This window comes from Dyadobacter soli (assembly GCF_900101885.1).
Classification (GTDB): Bacteria; Bacteroidota; Bacteroidia; order Cytophagales; family Spirosomataceae; genus Dyadobacter; species Dyadobacter soli.
In genome coordinates, this window is record NZ_FNAN01000004.1 from 173,632 (window position 1) to 194,282 (window position 20,651).

At 47.8% G+C, this 20,651-nt stretch carries 21 protein-coding genes; 12 read left to right on the forward strand and 9 right to left on the reverse strand.

Going from position 1 to position 20,651, the window contains the following annotated elements:
- Positions 1 to 36: 36 nt before the first annotated feature.
- The 7 genes from BLQ88_RS07285 to porN all read left to right on the forward strand — a co-directional run bounded on the left by BLQ88_RS07285 (position 37) and on the right by porN (position 8,345).
- Complete coding sequence (locus BLQ88_RS07285) at positions 37 to 1,218, forward strand: DUF4271 domain-containing protein (RefSeq protein WP_090148051.1); 1,182 nt, start codon at positions 37 to 39, stop codon at positions 1,216 to 1,218.
- A gap of 41 nt (positions 1,219 to 1,259) precedes the next feature.
- The gene (locus BLQ88_RS07290) at positions 1,260 to 2,042 is read left to right on the forward strand and encodes a uroporphyrinogen-III synthase (protein ID WP_090148052.1); all 783 of its coding nucleotides are present in this window, start codon (positions 1,260 to 1,262) and stop codon (positions 2,040 to 2,042) included.
- Between the two features lie 138 nt (positions 2,043 to 2,180).
- Positions 2,181 to 3,158: a PorP/SprF family type IX secretion system membrane protein gene (locus BLQ88_RS07295; RefSeq protein WP_176884928.1), complete on the forward strand. Its 978-nt coding sequence runs from the start codon at positions 2,181 to 2,183 to the stop codon at positions 3,156 to 3,158.
- 355 nt (positions 3,159 to 3,513) lie between these two features.
- On the forward strand, positions 3,514 to 4,584 hold the full coding sequence (porK, locus tag BLQ88_RS07300) for a T9SS ring complex lipoprotein PorK/GldK (protein ID WP_090148054.1): 1,071 nt from the start codon (positions 3,514 to 3,516) through the stop codon (positions 4,582 to 4,584).
- A 118-nt stretch (positions 4,585 to 4,702) separates the two neighbouring features.
- Complete coding sequence (gene porL / locus BLQ88_RS07305) at positions 4,703 to 5,518, forward strand: type IX secretion system motor protein PorL/GldL (RefSeq protein WP_090148055.1); 816 nt, start codon at positions 4,703 to 4,705, stop codon at positions 5,516 to 5,518.
- A gap of 128 nt (positions 5,519 to 5,646) precedes the next feature.
- Positions 5,647 to 7,239, forward strand: a complete 1,593-nt coding sequence (gene porM, locus BLQ88_RS07310) for a type IX secretion system motor protein PorM/GldM (RefSeq protein ID WP_090148057.1) — start codon at positions 5,647 to 5,649, stop codon at positions 7,237 to 7,239.
- 38 nt (positions 7,240 to 7,277) lie between these two features.
- Positions 7,278 to 8,345, forward strand: a complete 1,068-nt coding sequence (porN, locus tag BLQ88_RS07315; protein ID WP_176884930.1) for a type IX secretion system ring subunit PorN/GldN — start codon at positions 7,278 to 7,280, stop codon at positions 8,343 to 8,345.
- A gap of 202 nt (positions 8,346 to 8,547) precedes the next feature.
- On the opposite strand, the gene BLQ88_RS07320 is transcribed toward porN, so the two are convergent.
- Both BLQ88_RS07320 and BLQ88_RS07325 read right to left on the reverse strand, forming a co-directional pair.
- Positions 8,548 to 9,189, reverse strand: a complete 642-nt coding sequence (locus BLQ88_RS07320; protein ID WP_090148060.1) for a hypothetical protein — start codon at positions 9,187 to 9,189, stop codon at positions 8,548 to 8,550.
- A 113-nt stretch (positions 9,190 to 9,302) separates the two neighbouring features.
- Positions 9,303 to 9,971 (reverse strand): DUF4230 domain-containing protein, encoded by a 669-nt coding sequence (locus BLQ88_RS07325; protein ID WP_090148061.1) that lies wholly within the window; start codon positions 9,969 to 9,971, stop codon positions 9,303 to 9,305.
- Between the two features lie 44 nt (positions 9,972 to 10,015).
- Here BLQ88_RS07325 and miaA point away from each other — a divergent pair, with 44 nt between their 5' ends.
- Positions 10,016 to 10,936, forward strand: coding sequence for a tRNA (adenosine(37)-N6)-dimethylallyltransferase MiaA (gene miaA / locus BLQ88_RS07330; RefSeq protein ID WP_090148063.1), 921 nt, complete (start codon positions 10,016 to 10,018; stop codon positions 10,934 to 10,936).
- A gap of 40 nt (positions 10,937 to 10,976) precedes the next feature.
- Here the strand turns inward: miaA and BLQ88_RS07335 are convergent, their stop codons facing one another.
- From BLQ88_RS07335 to BLQ88_RS07350, 4 genes are all read right to left on the reverse strand, one after another.
- Entirely contained in the window at positions 10,977 to 11,276 is a 300-nt protein-coding gene (locus tag BLQ88_RS07335) for a rhodanese-like domain-containing protein (protein WP_015812387.1), read from the reverse strand.
- Positions 11,277 to 11,302: 26 nt separating this feature from the next.
- Positions 11,303 to 13,165 (reverse strand): T9SS type A sorting domain-containing protein, encoded by a 1,863-nt coding sequence (locus BLQ88_RS07340; protein WP_090148064.1) that lies wholly within the window; start codon positions 13,163 to 13,165, stop codon positions 11,303 to 11,305.
- Positions 13,143 to 13,937, reverse strand: a complete 795-nt coding sequence (locus BLQ88_RS07345; RefSeq protein ID WP_090148066.1) for a PASTA domain-containing protein — start codon at positions 13,935 to 13,937, stop codon at positions 13,143 to 13,145. Before BLQ88_RS07345 ends, BLQ88_RS07340 begins: the two co-directional genes overlap by 23 nt.
- Positions 13,938 to 14,007: 70 nt before the next feature.
- Positions 14,008 to 14,601, reverse strand: coding sequence for a riboflavin synthase (locus BLQ88_RS07350; protein WP_090148067.1), 594 nt, complete (start codon positions 14,599 to 14,601; stop codon positions 14,008 to 14,010).
- A gap of 146 nt (positions 14,602 to 14,747) precedes the next feature.
- Between BLQ88_RS07350 and hisB the strand changes: the two genes are divergently transcribed.
- The 4 genes from hisB to BLQ88_RS07370 all read left to right on the forward strand — a co-directional run bounded on the left by hisB (position 14,748) and on the right by BLQ88_RS07370 (position 18,895).
- The gene (gene hisB, locus BLQ88_RS07355; RefSeq protein WP_090148069.1) at positions 14,748 to 15,872 is read left to right on the forward strand and encodes a bifunctional histidinol-phosphatase/imidazoleglycerol-phosphate dehydratase HisB; all 1,125 of its coding nucleotides are present in this window, start codon (positions 14,748 to 14,750) and stop codon (positions 15,870 to 15,872) included.
- Between the two features lie 328 nt (positions 15,873 to 16,200).
- Positions 16,201 to 16,500 (forward strand): hypothetical protein, encoded by a 300-nt coding sequence (locus tag BLQ88_RS07360; RefSeq protein ID WP_229212610.1) that lies wholly within the window; start codon positions 16,201 to 16,203, stop codon positions 16,498 to 16,500.
- Positions 16,501 to 16,613: 113 nt separating this feature from the next.
- Entirely contained in the window at positions 16,614 to 17,261 is a 648-nt protein-coding gene (gene can, locus BLQ88_RS07365) for a carbonate dehydratase (protein WP_090148073.1), read from the forward strand.
- Positions 17,262 to 17,317: 56 nt separating this feature from the next.
- Positions 17,318 to 18,895 carry a SulP family inorganic anion transporter gene (locus BLQ88_RS07370; protein WP_090148075.1) on the forward strand — a complete coding sequence of 526 codons (1,578 nt, stop codon included), beginning with the start codon at positions 17,318 to 17,320 and terminating at the stop codon, positions 18,893 to 18,895.
- Positions 18,896 to 18,978: 83 nt separating this feature from the next.
- Here the strand turns inward: BLQ88_RS07370 and BLQ88_RS07375 are convergent, their stop codons facing one another.
- The 3 genes from BLQ88_RS07375 to BLQ88_RS07385 all read right to left on the reverse strand — a co-directional run bounded on the left by BLQ88_RS07375 (position 18,979) and on the right by BLQ88_RS07385 (position 20,499).
- A complete protein-coding gene (locus BLQ88_RS07375) occupies positions 18,979 to 19,395 on the reverse strand; it encodes a hypothetical protein (RefSeq protein ID WP_229212611.1) in 417 nt (138 codons plus the stop codon).
- 66 nt (positions 19,396 to 19,461) lie between these two features.
- Positions 19,462 to 19,902, reverse strand: coding sequence for a hypothetical protein (locus BLQ88_RS07380; RefSeq protein ID WP_090148078.1), 441 nt, complete (start codon positions 19,900 to 19,902; stop codon positions 19,462 to 19,464).
- 54 nt (positions 19,903 to 19,956) lie between these two features.
- Complete coding sequence (locus tag BLQ88_RS07385) at positions 19,957 to 20,499, reverse strand: RNA polymerase sigma factor (RefSeq protein ID WP_090148079.1); 543 nt, start codon at positions 20,497 to 20,499, stop codon at positions 19,957 to 19,959.
- Positions 20,500 to 20,651 lie beyond the last annotated feature (152 nt).

A 20,651-nucleotide genomic window follows, 5' to 3' on the forward strand; every position in this document is an offset into this window, starting at 1 on the left:
TCAAAGGGCTGGGGAAACCCAGCCTTTTTTGTACCGATGAAGTCCATTTTTTCGACTGTTTTTTGGGCTTTTTTTACGGCAATAACCTTGTTGGGCTCGCTGGCGCACGGCGCCGCCAAAGTGAACCCGCCGGGCCAGTTCTTCCCCGTTTACAGTTACCAGGACGACTGGCTGGTTTACAATGAGGGTTACAAAAACTATGTTCCTTTTTCACAGGGCGTCAACGAAGGAACACGCTTCGCAAGCCTTTACATTGACCTTGTCAAAAACAGGCGCTATTCCCTACTGGTACATTCCGAAAACGAGAGCTACCTTTTTCTTGAAGGTGCATTGCAAAACCGCATTGCCGCAGGTAAATGGCAGGAACTTAACCTCGACAGCCTGCACCGCATTTACCGTAAAGACGAACTGCTGCTGACCATCTACGGTAGTCCGGGCATTGGCGATAAGACGGTCATTCTTTGTAACAAGAAGAAGCTGACGGACACCGAGGCCATCTCACCGGCGCGCTCAGGTTTTATCAATATCAAGCCGATTTCCTTCACGCCTTTCGGCACATTTGCAGGGATCGCATTGATCATTATCCTGATACTGAATGCGTGGATTTTCAACCTGAACCCGCTTTCTTTTATCCGTTTAATAAATCCTATTGAATTTTTCAACAACGACCCGCGCGACCAGCTTTCGAAGATCAACAAGCCTTACAGTAACACCGTGATTTTCTTCGTTGCGATCAGTTCGATGATGATGGGTTTTACAGTGATCTATCTGTCCATTAACCGACTCAACCTGTTCTCAGTCAGCACAATACTTTCCGACAAAGTCAACACATTACAGATACTTGGTGACTTCTGCATTCTTTCGGTGATCTTCTTTTTGCTGATCTACGCGAAGTACATATTCATGGTCCTGGCGGGGAATATGCTCAACCTGGACAAGCAAGTCGACATTATTTTCATCAAGATCGTACAATCGTCGTACCTGTTTTACGCTTTGGTGTTTCTGGTCATTTTCGGCCTGTACTCCAACCATATCAACTGGCTGGAAGCGGGCAGGCCGTACGTGCTTCTGCCATTTCTTTTTTTCTACATTGCCCGGTTCATCGGACTATATGTTGTAGCCAAGCCGACAGGCTCGTTGATTAATCTCTATTTATTTTCTTACCTTTGTGTCATCGAAATAATCCCGCTCATTGTGAGTATGAAGTTTGCTTTGTAGTCAGGAAACATGAGTTGGGAATAAACTAATGAGGATTATACATGAGTGATACCATCAATTTTGATCAGGACAGGCTTAAAAAAGTAACCAGCCTTTTAGTAAGTCAATCCCGACCAGCAGACGAGAATTCACCTTACTATGAATTAGCCAGAAAGTATAATATCAAGGTTGATTTCCGGCCGTTCATTCAGGTCGACGGAGTTTCCTACAAAGACTTTCGCAAGCAAAAAGTTAACATCCTGGACCATACGGCTGTCATTTTCACAAGCCGTAACGCGATTGACCATTTCTTCCGTATTTGCAACGAAGGCCGCGTAGAAGTGCCGGCTACTATGAAATATTTCTGTATTTCGGAGCAGACGGCCAATTACCTTCAGAAATACATCGTGATTCGCAAGAGAAAGATCTTCACAGGTACCAAAACGGCCGCCGAACTGATCGAACTGATGCGGAAACATAAAAAGGAGAAATTCCTGTACCCGTGCTCGGATGTGCGGAAGAACGACATCCCTGAATTTGCGGACACGGAGGAATTCCACTTCACAGAAGCCACTATGTATCAGACGGTTTCAGCGGATCTGTCCGACCTGGAAGATGTGTATTACGATATCATCGCATTTTTCAGCCCGTCTGGGATCAAGTCACTTTTCGACAACTTCCCTGATTTCAAACAGAACAATACCCGCATTGCAGCATTCGGCCCTACCACGGCGAAGGCGGTTGAAGATGCAGGGCTCTTCCTGGATATCCAGGCGCCACTGCCCAATGCACCTTCGATGACAGGCGCACTCGACCTGTACATCCGCAAAGCGAACAACGTATAAACAGCTTTACAATAGCACAAAAAGCCCCGGAAAAAATCCGGGGCTTTTTCATGTTTATATCAATTTTTTTAAGCAATATGCGTTATCAATCTAAATCCGAAAGCATATCAGCGTGATCCTTAAATCTATTCCTGCGGCATGACTTTGACCTTTACTCTTCGAAGTACCAGATATATCCGGCTCTTTGCATTAATGCTTTTCCTACCGCTTTGCGCCATTGCCCAGAAGGACGCGCAGTTCAGTTTGTTCTCGCTGAACCAGCTTTACCTGAACCCGGCGGCAGCAGGTGCCGATGGACTCACCAAGTTCCAGCTCACGCACAGGACGCAATACGCAGGTTACCAAGGCACTAACATCGACGATACAGGCGGTGCACTTTCCACACAGCTTTTCTCTTTCAGTATGCCGATCAAAAACTTCGGTATTGGTTTCTATGCATTGAACGACAAAAGCGGCCCCAGGACGGACCAGGATTTTAAACTGAGTGCAGCATATCAACTTCCTCTTGGTGGCGGTAAATTAGGGGTTGGCGTTAGCGCGGGGTTGTTCCGCCAGGCCATCGACTACGGCAAGCTACGCGCCCGCGACCCTGACGATCCATTGATCCTGACGGGTACTGTCGCCGAAATTAATCCGGATTTCTCTGTTGGCGCTCGTTATGAAAACGAGACTTTCTATGCAGGACTTTCTTTGAACCACTTCCTGAAACCGAAATACCAGCTCGGCTCGGAAACAGGTACCAATCCGCTTCCACGCACGCTTTACTTCAATGCGGGTGTAAATCTGGAACTGGGCTACCTGCTCGATATCCAGCCGATCGTACTTGTCAAGTCGGACATTAATACCGTATCGGTTGAAGGTGGCGCCACATTGACTTATAACAAACGCTACTGGATTGGCGGTACTTACCGTCAGCAAGATACCTACTTCATCATCATGGGCGGCATTTACCTGCTGTCGGATCAATCTCTGCGGCTCTCGGGTGCGTATGACATGGTCGTAGGCGGCAACAAAGCGAAGTCACCTTCTTCTTTCGAAGTACTGCTTTCTTACGCCCTTCCTTCTCCGAAATTCGGTAAAAAAGCTCCTATCCGGACACCGCGTTTCCGCTTTTAGCAGGTTCGCCTAAACGCCATCCGATATAGTAATATTTTATCATCAAATTATTAAAAATCCAAGAATTGGCTATCAAATCGACGCTTTTTACAAACCTCTTGGTAAGTCGTGTGAATCAGTTTGCGAAACTTTGATTTATATTTGTAAAATGTTCGGCTTCCATACCAATTGCATTATTCTTACGTTAAGTCGATAAACACCTGATTTAGTAACTGATCCGTGACGATTTCGATGGCGAAATCATCCGGAGCCCATTCGGACAGGCGTTCACATTTTGTTTTATTTCAAGTATACTAGATATCATTCGTTGACGTTTTTAGGCTAGCATTTTATTATCAAAATTTACAAAACCACTATGAATGTGAAAGTGTTCTATCGGGATGGAGTCAAAAGCCTGCTTCTGGTAGCCGCAATAATGCTCTTGCAAAGCTGCGGTTTTCTCAAAAGCAAGTTTGGCAAGGGAGGAAAAGAAGAAAGCGGTATTCAAAACGGTGAAATCACTGCTACTGCCCGCAAGGGTTTCAAGCAGACTACACCGGCCGGAATGGTCGTGATCCCCTCAGGTTCTTTTGTGATGGGCCAGGCTGACGAAGACATCGCTTCCTCCATGAACAACATGAACCGCCGGGTGACTATCAGTTCATTTTTTATGGATGACACTGAGATCACCAACAACGAATATCGTCAGTTCGTGAATGCGTTGCTCGTTGACTCGGTATCCGTACTCGGTGAAGAGGAAATCATGGCCAAGTACTATCCCGATACTACTGTTTGGAAGAAAGACTTTGCATATTCCAATGGTGATCCGTTCGTAGAATATTACTATCAACACCCAGGCTTCGATACTTATCCTGTGGTAGGAGTGAGCTGGATTGCGGCGACATACTTTTCAAAATGGCGTACCAACCTGCTTCACGATTTCCAGAACAAAGAAGGCCAGTTCAACTCTACCGGCTTCCGTCTTCCAAGCGAAGCGGAGTGGGAATGGGCTGCAAGAGGTGGTCGCGCGGTTGCCAAATATCCTTGGGGTAACCCTTACACCATGAATGCAAAAGGTTGCTTCCTGGCGAACTTCAAACCGCAGCGCGGAAATTACGACGCCGACGGCTATCCATACACCGGCCCGGCCAATGCCTACAACCCGAACGACTTCGGACTTTATAACATGGCAGGAAACGTAGCAGAATGGACCGGCGATGCCTATACCGACAATGCGACGGCCATCGTATGGGATATGAACCCGAAATACGACGAACCAAGCGAACCCCGCAAAGTAGTGAAAGGCGGTTCCTGGAAAGACATCGCATATTATCTGCAAACAGGTACACGTACCTTCGAGTACGAAACCGAAACCCGCGCATTCATCGGCTTCCGTTGTGTAATGGATAACGTAAACGACCGAGGAGGCGCGCGTGCCCGTCGCTAATAAGGACTTTCACATCAAAAGAAGCAGCGTTCACACACTGCTTCTTTTTTACGATCTGCCCGAATCAATCTAACACTTTACTTACTATAATTTTTCACTGTAACCGATTTCAATTCACATGGCTAAGAGTAGCGGACCTAATTTTTTTTGGGATAAACTAGTACCAACAATATACAGTGCGGGTGCTGCCGTCGTAATTTTAGGAGCTTTGGCAAAAATTCAACACTGGGATTTCGGTGGCCCGCTTTTGACAGCAGGTCTTGGAACCGAGGTTCTGATCTTTTTGCTTTATGCATTGCAAACTTTGACCCAGTCGACAGATAAAGAGCCGGATTGGACGAGAGTTTACCCTGAACTTGCCGACGATTACAGCGGACCAGCTATCTCAAGAAGCTCAGCCCCTAGCAGCAATATCACCGCCAAACTGGATAACATGCTCGACAATGCTAAAATCTCTCCCGAGATTTTCGACAGCTTGGGCAAAGGTTTCAGAAACCTGTCTGAAACAGTTGGCAAAATCAGCGATCTTACCGACGCAACTGTTGCTACTAACGATTACGCAAGAAATGTAAAGACTGCTTCAACCGCTATCAGCGACATGAACAAGTCCTACGGCGTAGCGATCAACGCGATGTCATCAATGGCTGATGCTACGAAAGACGCACAGTCGTACCGCGACCAGTTCCAGCTTATCACCAAAAACATGGGTGCATTGAATGCTGTGTACGAACTGGAATTGCAAGACACTACGAAACACCTGAAAGCGATGAATGCTTTCTACGGTAACCTGACAGCCGCTATGGAAAACATGGCTGACGCTACGAAGGAGTCGCAAGTGTTCAAGAGCGAAATGGCGAGACTTACCAACAATATCTCTTCATTGAACGGCATTTACGGAAACATGCTGACCGCAATGCGTGGCGGCAATGCGTAACAGCGCTCAGACGATGACTCTGTAATCCTCCTGTCCGGGGCCTTCCCGTTGGGATTGCCCACCCAGGTTTGCAGAGTCATTGTTGTTAGTTAAATAATTCGATCACTGAAAACTGATTACACAACAATATGGCAGGTGGAAAAGAAACACCCCGTCAAAAGATGATTGGAATGATGTATCTGGTACTTACGGCGATGCTCGCATTGCAGGTAAGTTCAGCTATCATCGAAAAATTCATCCTACTGAACAATTCTTTGGAATTATCCTCCGGAGCAGCGAATAAAATCAATCAGGAAACGGTGCTAAAAATTAAGGCTGCCGTTGAGAAATCGGGTAACCGTGCAGCTGACGTCGCTGTGATCAAGCAAGCTGACGAAGTCCGCAAGCTTTCATCGGACATGACCAACCAGCTGAATGCCCTGAAACAGGAAATCATTACCAATGCGGGTGGCGGCTTCAATGAAGAAGGCGGAATTAAGAACCCGCAGGAAGAAGCCAAAGTAGCGGAATTGATGATTGGTGTAAGAAAAAATGGTAAAGCATACCAATTGAAACAAACACTGAACGGCTACTCTACATCGCTCAACAACTATTCACCTAACAAATTCCCTGGACTCGCACTTGACGGTCGCGAAGACCCTGTTGCAAAAGGTAACAAAGACCAGCGTAACAAAGACTTTGCAGAGCTAAACTTCGAATCTACTCCTGTTGCAGCTGCATTGGCAGTATTGAGCCAGAAACAAACCGACATCCGTCGTATGGAAGGTGAAGTACTGAATTACCTTGCCAGCAAAGTAGGTGCAGCCGATATCAAATTCGACCGCGTTTTGGCAATGGTGAGTGCCGATGCAAAAACGGTGGTTGCAGGTACCAAATTCAAAGGACAAATGTTCATCGCGGCTTCTGCATCGGGTATCACTCCCCGCATGAGCTTGAACGGATCACCTGTTAAAGTTGAAAACGGCGTGGGTATGATCGAATTCACTGCGCAAGGTGGCGGTTACAACGCAGAAGGTATTGCCAAAAGAGAACTTCGCGGGCAGATCACCATCCCTACCCCCTCCGGGAAAGACACTACTTATACAATGACCCAGGAGTACTCCGTCGTGAAGCCTTCCTACCAGATCGAAACCGGGACATTGCCTCCATTGTATTTCGGTTGTGCTAACAAGCTCAGCATCCAAAGCCCGGCTCTTGGAGCACTTTGGGCGCCTAACTTTTCAACAGACGGCGGAGAGATCATTAACAGCGGTCAGAAAGGCAAGTTTACGATTGTCCCTAACAAAGCCAGCCTGAACATCACAGTAAGCAATGCAGGTAACGTTTTGGGTTCAGAACCATTCAAGGTGAACCGTGTTCCAAAGCCTTCGCTGGAAGTTCGCGTAAACGGAGCAGCATTCGACGAGCGTAAAGGTACTCCTGCATCAGCCGCAAGAAGCATTCAGGTTATTGCCGTTCCTGACGAAGGATTTAAGAACTTTTCGCCGGACGATGCGAAATTCCGCGTGTCACAGGTTGAAATCTCGCTTGCCCGTGGTGCAAGAAGAATTAATGGCGTTACATTGAATGGCGGAGGAGGATCTATTTCCTCCCTGGCATCGCAAGCACAGCCGGGTGACCGTTACGTTATTTCAATTCTGAAGGTAGAACGCCAGAACTTTAAAGGTGCTGTGAGCGAGGTAGAAATGGGCAACCAAACTCGTAGCGTGATACTATACTAATCCGCCGCTTTTAGTCGTTGATTGGACAATACAACTTTATGTATGATATGAGAAGAATGAACGGAAAAACGATTGCATGGTCTTTGCTGTCGCTGTCTCTTGCAAGTACTGCCGCAATTGCGCAGGAGAAAGAGGATTCGACTGCGAATCAGTTCTCGTCACGCCCGATTGCTGATGGCGACGTGATGATGAAAAGAACGCTCTGGAGACGGGTCGATTTGAAAGAAAAGCAGAACATTTCCATGTTCTCTAAAAACAATGAGATCACACGTTACTTATTGGACGCGGCGAAAGCAGGCTTGATCGATGCTTACACAAACGACTCCTGCGCAACGAAAATCGGTGGTGACGAACTACATAAACGCATCCTGGTTCCTAACCAGACCGCGGGTCTGTCTGCGGAGGAACTCGCAGCAGGTTTCGGCGAGCCGGCCAAGAGTGATGGTTGGGATACCAAAGCCAAAACCGACCCTAGCAAACAAGCGGCCACTGCCGACGACGGATGGGGTAATGCGGCTAAAAAGGATACCAAGAAAGAAGCAGCACAGGAAGACGACGGATGGGGACCTCCTAAGAAGAAATCTTCGAAAAAAGGCGCTAAAACTGAGGTAGCCCAGGAAGAGCCGAAAGTGGAAGCACCTAAACCAGACAGCACTTCTTTCGAAACACAACAGGTAGCTGCATCAGAGGAGGAATATTTCCCTAATCAGCTTAGCATCCTTGAAGTAAAAGAAGACTGGGTTTTCGATAAGAAACGTTCGCGTTTGTATAACGATATTCAGACGCTGACGATCGTTCTCCCGGCTGACCAGACAGCAACAGGTCTTGAACTTCCGGTAGCTTCCTTCCGCTGGAAAGATGTTGAAAGACTGTTCAGAAGCGATCCTAAGAAATACATTTGGTATAACACCCATAATACCGCCCAAAACAAGAACCTCGCGGATGCATTCGACCTTCGCCTGTTCTACGGCCGGATCACCAAGTTCTCGAATGCCAACGATAATGCCTTCCTCGACATCTACAACGGCGAAAAAGAGGCCCTTATCAAATCCCTGAACTACGAACAGGAACTGATGGAACTGGAACACGGTCTTTGGGAATACTAAGACAAACAAGCATCAAAATACGAAAGAGCTTCCGATTGGAAGCTCTTTTTGTTTGCAGGCACATTCAAATAATCCCTTTTTACATTTCTCCATTACAAGCGTATGAACTGCAAGGTTGTCAGACAATGTAAGCTCATAAAAAAAGGTCAGTGAAGAGATATAATTCTCTGCACTGACCTTTTTTCTTTCAATTTTCTGACTCTTATTTAGCCCGTTGGATATGTGATTGCCTTTTCAGGTTCAACTTCAATTTGCTGGCTAATTTCACTGGTGCGTCTGTCAAACCAAGAGCAGTGATCGTTTTATTGTAATCTTTGAGCGTCTCAGCACTTAAACGGCCAGCCTCTACAACTTCGCCAGGAATGATGACAATGCGCAAATCCTGGAAAGTTCTTTTTGGTGCATCGTCCTGATCCTCGCTCCAATTGGTTGTAAACAAATCGACAAAGAATGCTGATTCCTGTATACCGTGAGCGAACGAGAACGAGCTGAATTTGTTCCCAGTAAAAAGAACGAGGCCGGGAATTGACCAATAGGCGTTTCCTGATTTCACGTAAACCAAAATGGCTGACGAACTCAACGCACTGTCCTGTGCAGGAGTTAGGTTCTCAATAACCGCAAGATACCCTCCGGTGCTGTCTGTTTCGATTTCGCCAGTTGATATAATCAATGCGCCGCCGCCACCAGTGCCATCTTCACCGTCCTGACCAGCTGGGCCCGCAGGACCGGCAGGTCCCTGAGCTCCGGCAGGGCCAGCGGGGCCAACAGCTCCATCGTCTCCTTTACAACTTATCATGGCAATCATCAACACCACAGAGGCGAATAGTAATAATTTTTTGAACATAACTGTTAAAGTTTAGAAAGTGATTAAAAAGAACTGTACGAGTGGATACGCTGGCAAATCCCGTTCTGATGAGGACAGGGGCGTTTAACGCATAAATTATATAAAAAAAATAACTATTCCTTTCCGCTGTCCAAAGAATCGATTTGCGCTTCCAGTGTACGGTAATTGTTAAACTCACGCAGCATCGCCACATTACCATCGGGAAGTTTCATCTCCACAGTCCAATTCATGGAAGCAGCTAGCTGAAAGATCATCAGTTGCACCTGATTGCCCGCAATGCGAGGCAAATCGCTTTCCATAGCCTTATCGTTCATGGTTTGCTTGGCCTCGTTCAGAATGGCGGTGTAATCGTCGCTGTGGAAGCGGTTCAGCCAGCCTTGCTCGATATCGTAAAACTTGTAGTCGGTATCGATTGACAGTATTTCGGGAGCAGGAAAGAAATCGATTACCAGTTTACGCTCGCCGTCGGGCCTGTGGAATTTCAGTTTGCTAAAATCATAACCAACCAGCACCTTAGCCTTGGCGATAATCAATGCTTTCTTCTTGTCATTGATCAGGTTCCAGATGTTCTTGTCGTTCTGATAATTGTAGATTTCGGTAAAATAACCCTCCGCCATTACCACTTTAAATACCTTTTCGATCCGTTCGATCAGCACGGACGCTTCCTGCGTGGACACATATTTCTTGGACTTCCTGCCCTGCAACCAGGTATTGAGCGCGGCACCAGCCAGGCCACCGGCGATAAGCGTAATGATCAAAAAAAATAGTGTAGAGGAATCCATATCTCTATTTTTGTGCTGATTAAAATTCAAATAAAAACGGCACAATGCCAAATAGCCCACAGAAATACCTGGTTACAATAGCAGGCCCGACGGCGGTAGGGAAAACCGCATTGTCCATCAGGCTTGCCCGCGACCTCGGTACTGAAATCATATCCGCAGATTCGCGCCAGTTTTTTCGTGAACTGAGCATTGGTACTGCAAAACCCACGCCGGAAGAATTGGCCCAGGCGAAGCACCATTTTGTAAACTCCCATTCTATTTCAGAATCGTACAGCGCCGGCGACTTCGAACGCGATGCACTGGCATTGCTCGGCGAGCTCTTTCAAAAGTATGATATCGTAATCATGACAGGCGGCTCGGGTTTCTATGTCAAAGCCGTCCTGGAAGGCCTCGACGACCTGCCTGCGCCTCTTCCAGGTCTGCGTGAATCGTTAATGCAAAAACTGAACGACTCCGGCCTTGCTTCGCTCCAAGACGAAATCCGCGCTATCGATCCGGTATTCGCTGATACGCCCGAGATCGCCAATCCGCAGCGCGTTGTGCGTGCGCTGGAAGTGTTTCATACTTCGGGTATGCCTATCAGTCAGTTTAAACTAAACAATGCCCGCAGCAGGCCGTTTCAACCCATTAATGTCGCATTGGACCGCGATCGGGCAGAACTTTATCAGCGAATAGACCATCGGATGGACATCATGCTGCAAGAAGGGCTGGTAGAGGAAGCGAAAAGCGTGATAGCATACCGGGAGCACCACGCGCTCAAAACGGTCGGATACCGCGAAGTTTACAGCTACCTCGACGGCGAATATGACGAAAAGGAAATGGTGCGGCTTTTGAAACAGAACTCACGGCGCTATGCCAAGCGGCAGCTTACGTGGTTCAGGCATCAGGGGAATTTCGAATGGTTCAACCCCGGGGAGTACGACCGGCTTTTAGCATTTGTCCGGGAACAAGCCAGTTTTCAATAATACATTTGACGGAGCTCTCGGCCCCGTCAAATGATTGGTATTAGTCTTCCAATTCGCGGTAGGCCAGAATCCCTCCCAATACATTGCGTACATTGGAGAAGCCTTGCGATTCGAGGTAGCGGGCAGCTTTGCCGCTACGAGCGCCTGAACGGCAATGAATGATGATTTCCTCATCTTTCAAAGCTTCCAGCTCATCCAGGTGATCGGGAAGCTCGCCGAGCGGGATCAATATCGCACCGAGGTTATCCTCTTCGTATTCGTGTTCTTCGCGAACGTCGTAAAAGTGCAGATCTTCGCCCTTTTCAAGACGTTCTTTCAATTCTTCAACGGTAATATCCATATTTCAAAAATTTGTGACGACTGAGTCTATTGAGAGATTAACATTTTTTGCACAAAAGAACGTTTCCCATCGGTGGCCTTAAAGATATAAATACCCGGGTTCAAATGTTCAACCGGAGCGGACTGCTGATCGCGGGCGGGCGCCAGCGAATGTACCAGACTGCCTCCCGTGTTATAAACTTCGATCTTTTTGAGCGATTTATTATTCCAGCGCACGTCACCTCTGGCCGGATTCGGATAGAAAATAGCATTGATCTTGTCAGCCGGCTCATTGCCGGTAATGATGCCTTGCGCCTTTTTTCCCAGGTAAGGACGAATCATAATCGAGCCTTTGAGGGACGTTTCCTTAGCCCATTCGGTTCCTAGGTTATAATAAACCGCATTTCTACCTAAAAGTGAATTGCGGTCGAAGCCTACGGTTACCGGCTGGTCGTTGATCTGCAACCAACCTACATAGAAAGTATCTGGCACCGCTACCGGAGCGGCGAATGCGTAATCGATAAAACCATCACGTACCGCCGGGTAACGCACCGCAACGGATCGCTGGGCAATGATCTGATCGGGCTTACCGCCTTTGCTTCCGTATATCTGGATAGTAAAGCCTTGTCCTGAAATGTCCTTGTTAAAAGACACCATCGACATCCGTACGCCGCCAATCGTGTCGGCCTTGGCGAGCACATATTGTACGGCTACCTTGCCCAGTTTCTGGTTCACCTGCACACCATACTCGGCACTGCCGTCGTCGTAGGCGAAGTAGTCCGTCAATGCAGCCCTTGCCACAATGGTATCATTCATTTTGAGATTCGCGCCCGGGATTGTGTCGGTAGTAGCGACGAAGAATTTGCTGATCAAATGCAGGCTATCGATTTGAGCAGCCGCATTTAAGGGAGCAATCTTAGCTGCCAATCCCTGTGATTTCAATGCCGCGACGAAGATCGAACGCTGCACAACGCGCGCGAACTCGGTGCCCCGCTGCGCGTCCGTGAGCGTATAGGTGCTCGTGAGGACGTTGAAGTTATTGAAATGATTGACAATATCGGTCTTCACAGAATCCGCAGTCGCTGCTGCCGGGTTCACGCGATATTGCCGCAGCGGCATTGCAGTGTATTTTTTGAGAATATTAGAAACCGGTTTCCGCATTGCCACATCAAACAAATAGGGCTGTTTGACGGATCTTTTTGTATTTAAATACACATAATCCAAATGCCAGGTATCGTAAGGCCCCGAACTCCGGCCATAGGATCTGAAACGGAACTGGAAAGCATCGTGCAGGTAATTAGGGTCTTTAATGGAAATGAACTGCTGATGAAAAAGTGTGTCCACCTCGTAGCCCAGTTGTTTCCACACCGGCACCCATTCCTGTGTTTTACCGTAAAATTCCAGTTGCAAATAGTCACTCGAATCGGGCAATTCGCCCAGGCCTTTCGCAGCCCAGTAAAAACTGAGGTAAATGGAGTCGGCTGCTACCCTGCCATTCAGATTGACAGGTTGGGAAGTAAGCGTATCGGTGTAGCCTTGCGTCAACGGGTTCACCAGATTGTAGGGAACGCCATTGGCATTCAACCCATCGAATGTAGCCACATTAACCGATGGATGTGAGGTAACAAGCGTGTTATTAATGTAAACCCCACTTCCGGGAAGCCAGTATCTGGAGCTCGGAGAAAGGGTTTTGGTAGTAGAAAAATCATCAAAAAAAGGCAGGTTCAACGAAGCCTGGGTGCGGAGGTGCTGCGAATCTGACTCATCAATTTCATCACTATACCGGGCCTGATCGATCGGTACAATGCGCAACTGCGCACGCGCGACCTGGCTTTGCACCATGGCCAGCACACAAACCCAAATAAAAATCCTGTGTGTGAAGAATTTCTTACTGCTGCGGTTGATTTTCATTATCCGTCGTTTCAGGCGCCTGCGGGGTTACCCACAAGTCGATTACGTCCCCTATTCTTACCTTGTTGCCCGCGTCGGGGTTTTGCCGCACGATCGAGCCCGGCGCCTGACCTTCCTCGGCAGGCACTTCCATTACCTGGCCTACTTTCAGCCCTGCTCCCACAATCGCTATTTTCGCTTCATCCAGCGGCATTCCAATCGCCGACGGCGCTTCAAACTGTGCCGTACCCAGCCCTTCCCCCAATTCCAGATCGATTTTCGTGCCCTTCGCGACCGGCTGACCCGGCAGGATTTCCTTACCATTATACAATTGCCTCAAAACCGCATTCTGTGCCATATCCGGAACATAGGAGATGTTACCCTCTTCCAGGCCCACACTTTTCAGCAGCATTTGCGCGCTGCGATGCGTCATATCCGTCAGTTTCGGCATTTTGATCAGCGGTGCGGTGCGGGAAACCACCGTTACGTAAATTTTACGGCCTTCCTTCACCTTTGAGCCGGGCAATGGATATTGCGAAATGATGGTCAATGCGGGCACGTTGGTCACAAAAGTACAGTCGACCTCATAGCGCAAGTCGCGATCGCCGAGGAAGTCGTCGAGCTCCGCTACACTTTTCTTTTTCAGGTCGGGCACTGTAATGGCCTCGCCATGATTGGTTGTAAAAGGAAGGTAAACGAAAAAGAACCCCAGAAATAGGACCAAAAGCAGCGAGACAATGATTCCGATGTGTATGAAAAGATCAGTTCTGGACTGTGTACTTATTTTGGCCATGAATGTATTTGATGCGCTTTGGGATTATAAACGGGTAAAAATAAACGTAATATTCCAAGATGCCAATATGCTAAACCGCATACGAACCGAGAATTCTCTTGATGTATTTACCCAGAATATCAAATTCCAGGTTAACAGTATCCCCGGCCTTTAACGAATGGAAATTGGTAAAGTTATAGGTGTAAGGGATAATAGCGACCCGAAATGAGTTTTCACCCGAATTGAACACCGTGAGACTCACACCATTAATGCAAATAGAACCTTTTTCCACAGTAATATTGCCCTTCGAAGCATCATATTCAAAATCGAACAGCCAGCTTCCGTCGCGCTCCTGCACCTGTGTGCACGTGGCGGTTTGGTCTACATGACCTTGTACGATATGCCCGTCGAAACGGCCGTTTGCGGGCATACAGCGTTCAAGATTTACTTTACTGCCTGCCGTAAGGTCGCCCAGGTTGGTCTTCAAGAGTGTTTCCTCGATGGCCGTTACCTTATATTGGTCGCCGTCCACAGCCACTACCGTAAGGCAAACGCCGTTGTGGCTCACGCTCTGATCTATTTTGAACTCGTTGGCGATGCCCGATTCGAAAGTAAAGGTCTTGTTGGTCCCTTCCGTCACTACATTCACCACCTCCGCGGTTGATTCTACGATTCCTGTAAACATTTTAATATCGGATTATAATGCAAAGTTACAATTTCCTAACCGCTCTCCTACCGTACAAAATTCCCGCATCCGGCATTATTCATGCGCAACTGCTTTTCAATTAGGCATTCTTTGCGAACTTTGCGAAAAAAATAAGCGCTGCTTTAATGAAAAAAGTCCTATTTATCGATCGCGACGGTACGATCATCGTTGAGCCACCCACCGATTTCCAGGTTGATTCCCTCGAAAAGCTAGAATTCCTGCCCAAAGCCATTTCTGCACTACGTAAAATCGCGGAGGAGACAGATTATGAACTGGTTATGGTGACTAATCAGGACGGCCTGGGTACCGACTCTTTCCCGGAAGATACGTTCTGGCCCGCTCAAAACAAGATGGTGAAAACGCTCGAAGGTGAGGACATTCGTTTCGCCGACGTGCATATCGACCGCAGCTTTCCGGAAGATAACCTGCCTACCCGCAAACCGGGCATCGGAATGCTTACCACTTATTTTTCGAATGAATATGATCTAGCCAACAGCTACGTGATCGGCGACCGCCTGACCGACGTGCAACTGGCTGTAAACCTCGGCGCAAAAGCCATCCTTTTCCGTTCCGAACTGCCGCAAGAAGGCGTCAGCGAACCGATGAATGAAGCCACCGCATTGGTTACCAGCGACTGGGACGCGATATACGAGCATTTAAAACTGCCTTCCCGCAAAGCTTTTGTGGAAAGAAATACCAAGGAAACGCAGATTAAAGTGGAGCTGAACCTCGACGGCAGCGGCCGCTCGAATATCCATACCGGCCTCGGCTTTTTCGACCATATGCTCGACCAGCTCGCCCGCCATTCCGGTGCTGACCTGACGATCCGCGTCGAAGGCGATTTGCATATCGACGAGCACCATACCATTGAGGATACCGCCCTTGCATTGGGCGAAGCTTACCGCCAGGCGATCGGCGACAAACGCGGAATCAGTCGCTATGGCTTCCTATTGCCAATGGACGAAGCATTGGCGCAAGTTGCGATCGACTTTTCGGGCCGCCCGTGGATTGTGTGGGATGCCGAGTTTAAAAGAGAGAAAATCGGGGAAATGCCTACTGAGATGTTTTTCCACTTTTTCAAGTCATTCTCAGACACTTCGCTTTCAAATCTGAATATTAAGGTGGAGGGAGACAACGAGCACCATAAGATCGAATCGATTTTCAAAGCATTTGCCAAGGCGATTAAAATGGCCGTCAAACGCGACCTTAAAGCGCTGGATTTCATGCCATCGACAAAAGGAGTACTTTAATTTTTTGTGAACAACGAGCCGATATGGCATTTTTTAGCTATTTTTGCTCATCTTACGTTGCATTATAATCGAGTACAACTATGACAATGACTATTATTATGATTGCCTTTTATGTAGTTCTGTTGAGCAGCGCGTTCCTCGTGGGGCGTTGGTTGGAGAACAACGAAAAGCAATGGAAAGTAAATAAGTAAGGGTTGTTGATACGACCCTTTTTTTATTTGTTTTGTCAAATTCTTATCAGATTTTAATCAGGTTACACTAAAATGTGCCTTATCGAACGTTTTAGACGCGTTAGGTGTTAACTTGGTTCTTAAAAAACTGTTTTTCCGTGTTCAGAACACTTTGTCTCATACTACTTACGGCCTTCCTCATCTGTAAAGCCACAGATGTTGCCAGCTTGTTGCTGGCCAAGGAAAAGGCATCTGTGGTTTGTGATACCGGTTCCTGTGACAATGAGGAAAAAACAGAGGTTGAAAAACTGAACGACGACCAGCTACTCATTTCACATAGCGTACATTTTGACCGCTCGGTAACGCTAATCCCGGTCAAAAGCTCATTCTTCTACACTTCGAATTTCGATAACGAAATCTACCGCAACCTGCTATCTCCGCCCCCGGAGCTAATCTGATTTCTTTGATCCAGACCCGTTCGGGTCAGTTACCGTCGTAACGCGATGCGGTATTTCCGCGTCCCTGCGCACGTGTTGCTCTATTTTTTACTCCAAATTCTAATCAAGAAATCATGATAAGGGCTTATAACCAGTTATTTGAAAACAATAAGAAGTGGGCGGAAGAAACAACCAAGGAAAATCCTGAATTTTTCTCAAACCTGGCAAAAGGACAGTCTCCGAAGTTCCTCTGGATCGGCTGCTCGGATAGCCGCGTGCCTGCCAACCAGCTTACCGGCACCCAGCCTGGCGATATTTTTGTACACCGTAACATTGCTAACATGGTGATCCACACGGACATCAGCATGCTAAGCGTACTCGACTATTCCGTAAACGTATTGGGCGTGGAGCACATTCTCGTGTGCGGACATTACGGCTGCGGCGGGGTAATCACGGCCATGGGCAACAAGCAGGTAGGACTGATCGATAACTGGTTACGTCATATCAAGGACGTTTACCGCCTGCACGCACAGGAGCTCAATGCGATCGAAGACGTCAAAGCAAGAGCCGACCGCTTCGTGGAGATCAACGTTCAGGAGCAGGTGCGCGACCTCGCCAAAACGACCATCGTACAAACCGCATGGGCAAATGGAAAGCCTTTGCAGGTACACGGTGTCGTTTACGATATTGGCAACGGTATCCTGAAAGACATGGGCGTAACGATCGACGCGACCAACTTCGCCGACGACGTATACCGTCTCGAAATACCGCATTTAGTCTAGAAAAGCGGTTCTGCATTCCGAGTAGTCCAATTAATGATCCTTACTGACTCAATCGTATGTCATTGAATAATAAAAGTTTGTTCGCCAATATCAAATACGATTTACCTTCCGGGCTTGTCGTATCCCTGGTAGCGCTGCCGTTATGCCTCGGTATCGCGCTAGCCTCGACCGGGCGCTCCGATCTTCTTTTTTCGGGTGTTATTGCCGGTATCATAGGCGGAATCGTAGTAGGCTCGTTGAGCGGCTCCTCCCTGGGTGTGGCAGGTCCGGCAGCGGGTCTGGTTGTGATTGTACTCAATGCGCTCGATACCCTGGGCAGTTTCGAGGCATTTCTGCTTGCCGTGGTGCTTGCAGGTGCTTTGCAGATTCTCGCGGGCTTGCTTAAAGCAGGTATAATCGGTTACTATTTCCCTTCATCGGTGATCAAGGGAATGCTGGCAGCCATTGGTATTACCCTTATTTTAAAGGAGATACCGCATGCATTCGGCTACGATGCCGACTTCATGGGCGACGAGGCATTTGCGCAGAAGGATGGCCGTAACACCTTCTCGGAGGTTTACTACTCGCTGCGATACAACAGCACTGGGGCAATCATCATTTCGGTGATCTCCATCGCGATGCTGATCCTGTTCGACAAGCCGTTTATGAAGCGCATTCAGCTGTTCCGGTACATTCCGGGCGCTTTGTTTGTCGTAATTACCGGTGTAGTCCTCAATCTTGTATTCGGTGCCGCGGCGCCTCAATGGGCATTGACCGGCGAGCACATGGTGCAGCTTCCGGTAGCATCCAGTGCAGCGGAGTTTTTCAGTTTCTTCAAAACACCTGATTTCTCCGCATTCAGCAAACCCGAGGTTTACACCGTGGCATTAACATTGGCCATCGTGGCCAGCCTCGAAACGCTGCTATCCGTGGAAGCTACCGACCGCCTCGACCCGTTCAAACGTACCACGCCTACCAACCGCGAATTGATAGCCCAGGGCACGGGTAACATGATTTCCGGGCTGATCGGCGGGTTGCCCGTAACACAGGTAATCGTTCGCAGCTCTGCTAACATCGATTCAGGTGGTAGAACCAGGCTGAGTACGATGATTCACGGTACCATTCTGCTTATTTCTGCGGTGTTTATTGCCAAATACCTCAACTATATCCCGCTCGCATCGCTGGCGGCTATATTGCTCATGGTAGGTTATAAGCTGGCGAAATTCGAGCTGTTCAAAGGAATGTACAAGCTGGGACTCGAACAGTTCATACCGTTTGTAGTGACCATTATCGCGATCCTAAGTACCGATTTGCTGAAAGGTATCGGCATTGGAATGGTAGTGGCCATTTATTTCATCCTGAAAAAGAACCACAAGCATTCTTACCATTATATCAAAGAAGAGCACCGCGACGGCGAGGTGATCACGCTTTTACTTTCAGAGGAAGTCACATTCCTGAACAAGGGAAGCATCAGCGCAACGCTGGATAACCTGCCCGACGGCGCTACTGTGGTGATCGACGGCTCCAAATCGATGAACATCGATTACGACGTGCTCGAAATCATCCAGGATTTCAAAAAACACCAGGCGCCGCTGCGCAATATCACCGTGGAAACGCGGGGAGTAGGCGAAGTGGAGGCTGTGGGAGCTCATTAGCATTAACCTTCTATAAAGCAAAGGCCCGCTTCCGAAATGGAGCGGGCCTTTTGCATTTGTAATAAGTCGACAAGCAGGTTAACTTAATTCTTTTGTTTTAACCGCTGGATCAGCATGTCGTTAAACGTACGCTCGGCCTTGTATAATTCGATCACCTGGCTAGCGGTAATGACCTTTAAAAACTTGTTTTGGTATTCCTTTTCCAGATCGAGTTCCTTTTGGCGAAGTTCCTGCACCTCTTTCAGGTTGCTCAGCACCGCCTCGTCGTTCTGGCCTTCTGCCTTCTTGTCGTTGATGATCTTACGCTGCGCCCGGTGAATTTCGCGCCTTTTCTGCGCATACTCATTATACATGGGCCAGAAGCCGGTGGACTGCTCGGGCGTAAGGTTCAGGCGGTTGGTAATGATCGCTACCTTCGCGTCCTGGATCTTCTTTATTTCTTCTTCGGAACGACGTTGAGCGTGAGCCGTTGTGGACACGGCACCAATGAATAAAAGCAAAAGAGCAAAAGTGTTCCGATACCGTTTGAATTCAATTTGTAAGTTCATTTCGATTGTTCGTTAGGGTCAAATCTTGTCCGGGGCAAGCATAACCTCCTCCAATTGCTGGCGAAGAATATCGTCTTCCAAACCATCCAGATAATTCAGCACCGTCGAATCGGATTCGAATGCTTTCTGAACCACCTTGTGTTCGCTTAGATCATAATAACTGAGGTCCTGGTCTTCCAGGTAACTGACGATAGAGGCATTACTGATGCCGCTCAAAGGCTCCTGCCCCAGCGATCCCTGGCGCTCCGGCACCGTTACCCACACCAGCACGAGAATGAGCGCGGAAGCAGCCGCGAGGCCGACAGACCGTTGCCACGACCAGCTTACGAGGGGTTTACGGACGGGCTCCGCGGGAATCCGGGACTGGATCATTTGCGGCAGCTTGTCAAAATAACCTTCCGGCACGGAAAAGGGCGTCTCCCTTTTCAGATCATCCAGCCGTATACGTTTTTTGTCCATGATTATTTATATTTCCTATCTTGTGAAGGTTTGACCAATGTGAATGCAAATAGTTTAATCCGTATCGTTCAAAAAATCCTCAATTTTTTTCGAAGCCCAATGATATGAGGCTTTTAGCGCTCCTACCGACGTTCCGGTGATTTCCGAAATCTCTTCATAGGGTAAATCTTCAAAATATTTCAAGTTAAATACCAAACGCTGCTTTTCCGGTAATTTTAATATTGCCTTCTGTAATTTCAGCTGAATGGCGTCGCCGCTTACGTCGGGGTCGGCTTCCAGTTTTTCGCTCAGCTCATTCTCCACATCGTAAATGGGAATGAAATATTTCCGGCGCTTTTTATTGAGAAAATTAATGGCTTCGTTGCTCGCAATGCGGTAGAGCCAGGTGTACAGCTTGGCATCGCCGCGGAAATTTTCCAGCGCTGTCCATGCCTTGATAAATACATCCTGGGTAATGTCATTGGCATCATCATGATCGACCACCATCTTCCTTACCAGCCAATATACTTTTTGCTGGTACTTCCGCACCAGCTGATTGAAAGCGTTCCTCCGCGTTTCGGGATTTGCAAAAAGGGATAATAATTCTTCGTCGGACATTTAATCAGTATTAACCTGATCGTTTTTTACAGGGAAATCCGCGTGACCAATAATTGTACCGGAGCCCGAAGTCAACGCCGATCAATAATAGTTTATTTTTTTGTGGAGGACAAATAAAAAGAGCTCTGAGATAGCAAAAATGGCATTTTGCA

What these genes read in the sequence shown, in the direction of transcription:
- BLQ88_RS07285 (WP_090148051.1), top strand. Translation starts at nt 37, where the DNA reads ATGAAGTCCATTTTTTCGACTGTTTTTTGGGCTTTTTTTACGGCAATA.
- BLQ88_RS07290 (WP_090148052.1), top strand. Translation starts at nt 1,260, where the DNA reads ATGAGTGATACCATCAATTTTGATCAGGACAGGCTTAAAAAAGTAACC.
- BLQ88_RS07295 (WP_176884928.1), top strand. Translation starts at nt 2,181, where the DNA reads ATGACTTTGACCTTTACTCTTCGAAGTACCAGATATATCCGGCTCTTT.
- porK (WP_090148054.1), top strand. Translation starts at nt 3,514, where the DNA reads ATGAATGTGAAAGTGTTCTATCGGGATGGAGTCAAAAGCCTGCTTCTG.
- porL (WP_090148055.1), top strand. Translation starts at nt 4,703, where the DNA reads ATGGCTAAGAGTAGCGGACCTAATTTTTTTTGGGATAAACTAGTACCA.
- porM (WP_090148057.1), top strand. Translation starts at nt 5,647, where the DNA reads ATGGCAGGTGGAAAAGAAACACCCCGTCAAAAGATGATTGGAATGATG.
- porN (WP_176884930.1), top strand. Translation starts at nt 7,278, where the DNA reads ATGTATGATATGAGAAGAATGAACGGAAAAACGATTGCATGGTCTTTG.
- BLQ88_RS07320 (WP_090148060.1), bottom strand. Translation starts at nt 9,189, where the DNA reads ATGTTCAAAAAATTATTACTATTCGCCTCTGTGGTGTTGATGATTGCC.
- BLQ88_RS07325 (WP_090148061.1), bottom strand. Translation starts at nt 9,971, where the DNA reads ATGGATTCCTCTACACTATTTTTTTTGATCATTACGCTTATCGCCGGT.
- miaA (WP_090148063.1), top strand. Translation starts at nt 10,016, where the DNA reads ATGCCAAATAGCCCACAGAAATACCTGGTTACAATAGCAGGCCCGACG.
- BLQ88_RS07335 (WP_015812387.1), bottom strand. Translation starts at nt 11,276, where the DNA reads ATGGATATTACCGTTGAAGAATTGAAAGAACGTCTTGAAAAGGGCGAA.
- BLQ88_RS07340 (WP_090148064.1), bottom strand. Translation starts at nt 13,165, where the DNA reads ATGAAAATCAACCGCAGCAGTAAGAAATTCTTCACACACAGGATTTTT.
- BLQ88_RS07345 (WP_090148066.1), bottom strand. Translation starts at nt 13,937, where the DNA reads ATGGCCAAAATAAGTACACAGTCCAGAACTGATCTTTTCATACACATC.
- BLQ88_RS07350 (WP_090148067.1), bottom strand. Translation starts at nt 14,601, where the DNA reads ATGTTTACAGGAATCGTAGAATCAACCGCGGAGGTGGTGAATGTAGTG.
- hisB (WP_090148069.1), top strand. Translation starts at nt 14,748, where the DNA reads ATGAAAAAAGTCCTATTTATCGATCGCGACGGTACGATCATCGTTGAG.
- can (WP_090148073.1), top strand. Translation starts at nt 16,614, where the DNA reads ATGATAAGGGCTTATAACCAGTTATTTGAAAACAATAAGAAGTGGGCG.
- BLQ88_RS07370 (WP_090148075.1), top strand. Translation starts at nt 17,318, where the DNA reads ATGTCATTGAATAATAAAAGTTTGTTCGCCAATATCAAATACGATTTA.
- BLQ88_RS07380 (WP_090148078.1), bottom strand. Translation starts at nt 19,902, where the DNA reads ATGGACAAAAAACGTATACGGCTGGATGATCTGAAAAGGGAGACGCCC.
- BLQ88_RS07385 (WP_090148079.1), bottom strand. Translation starts at nt 20,499, where the DNA reads ATGTCCGACGAAGAATTATTATCCCTTTTTGCAAATCCCGAAACGCGG.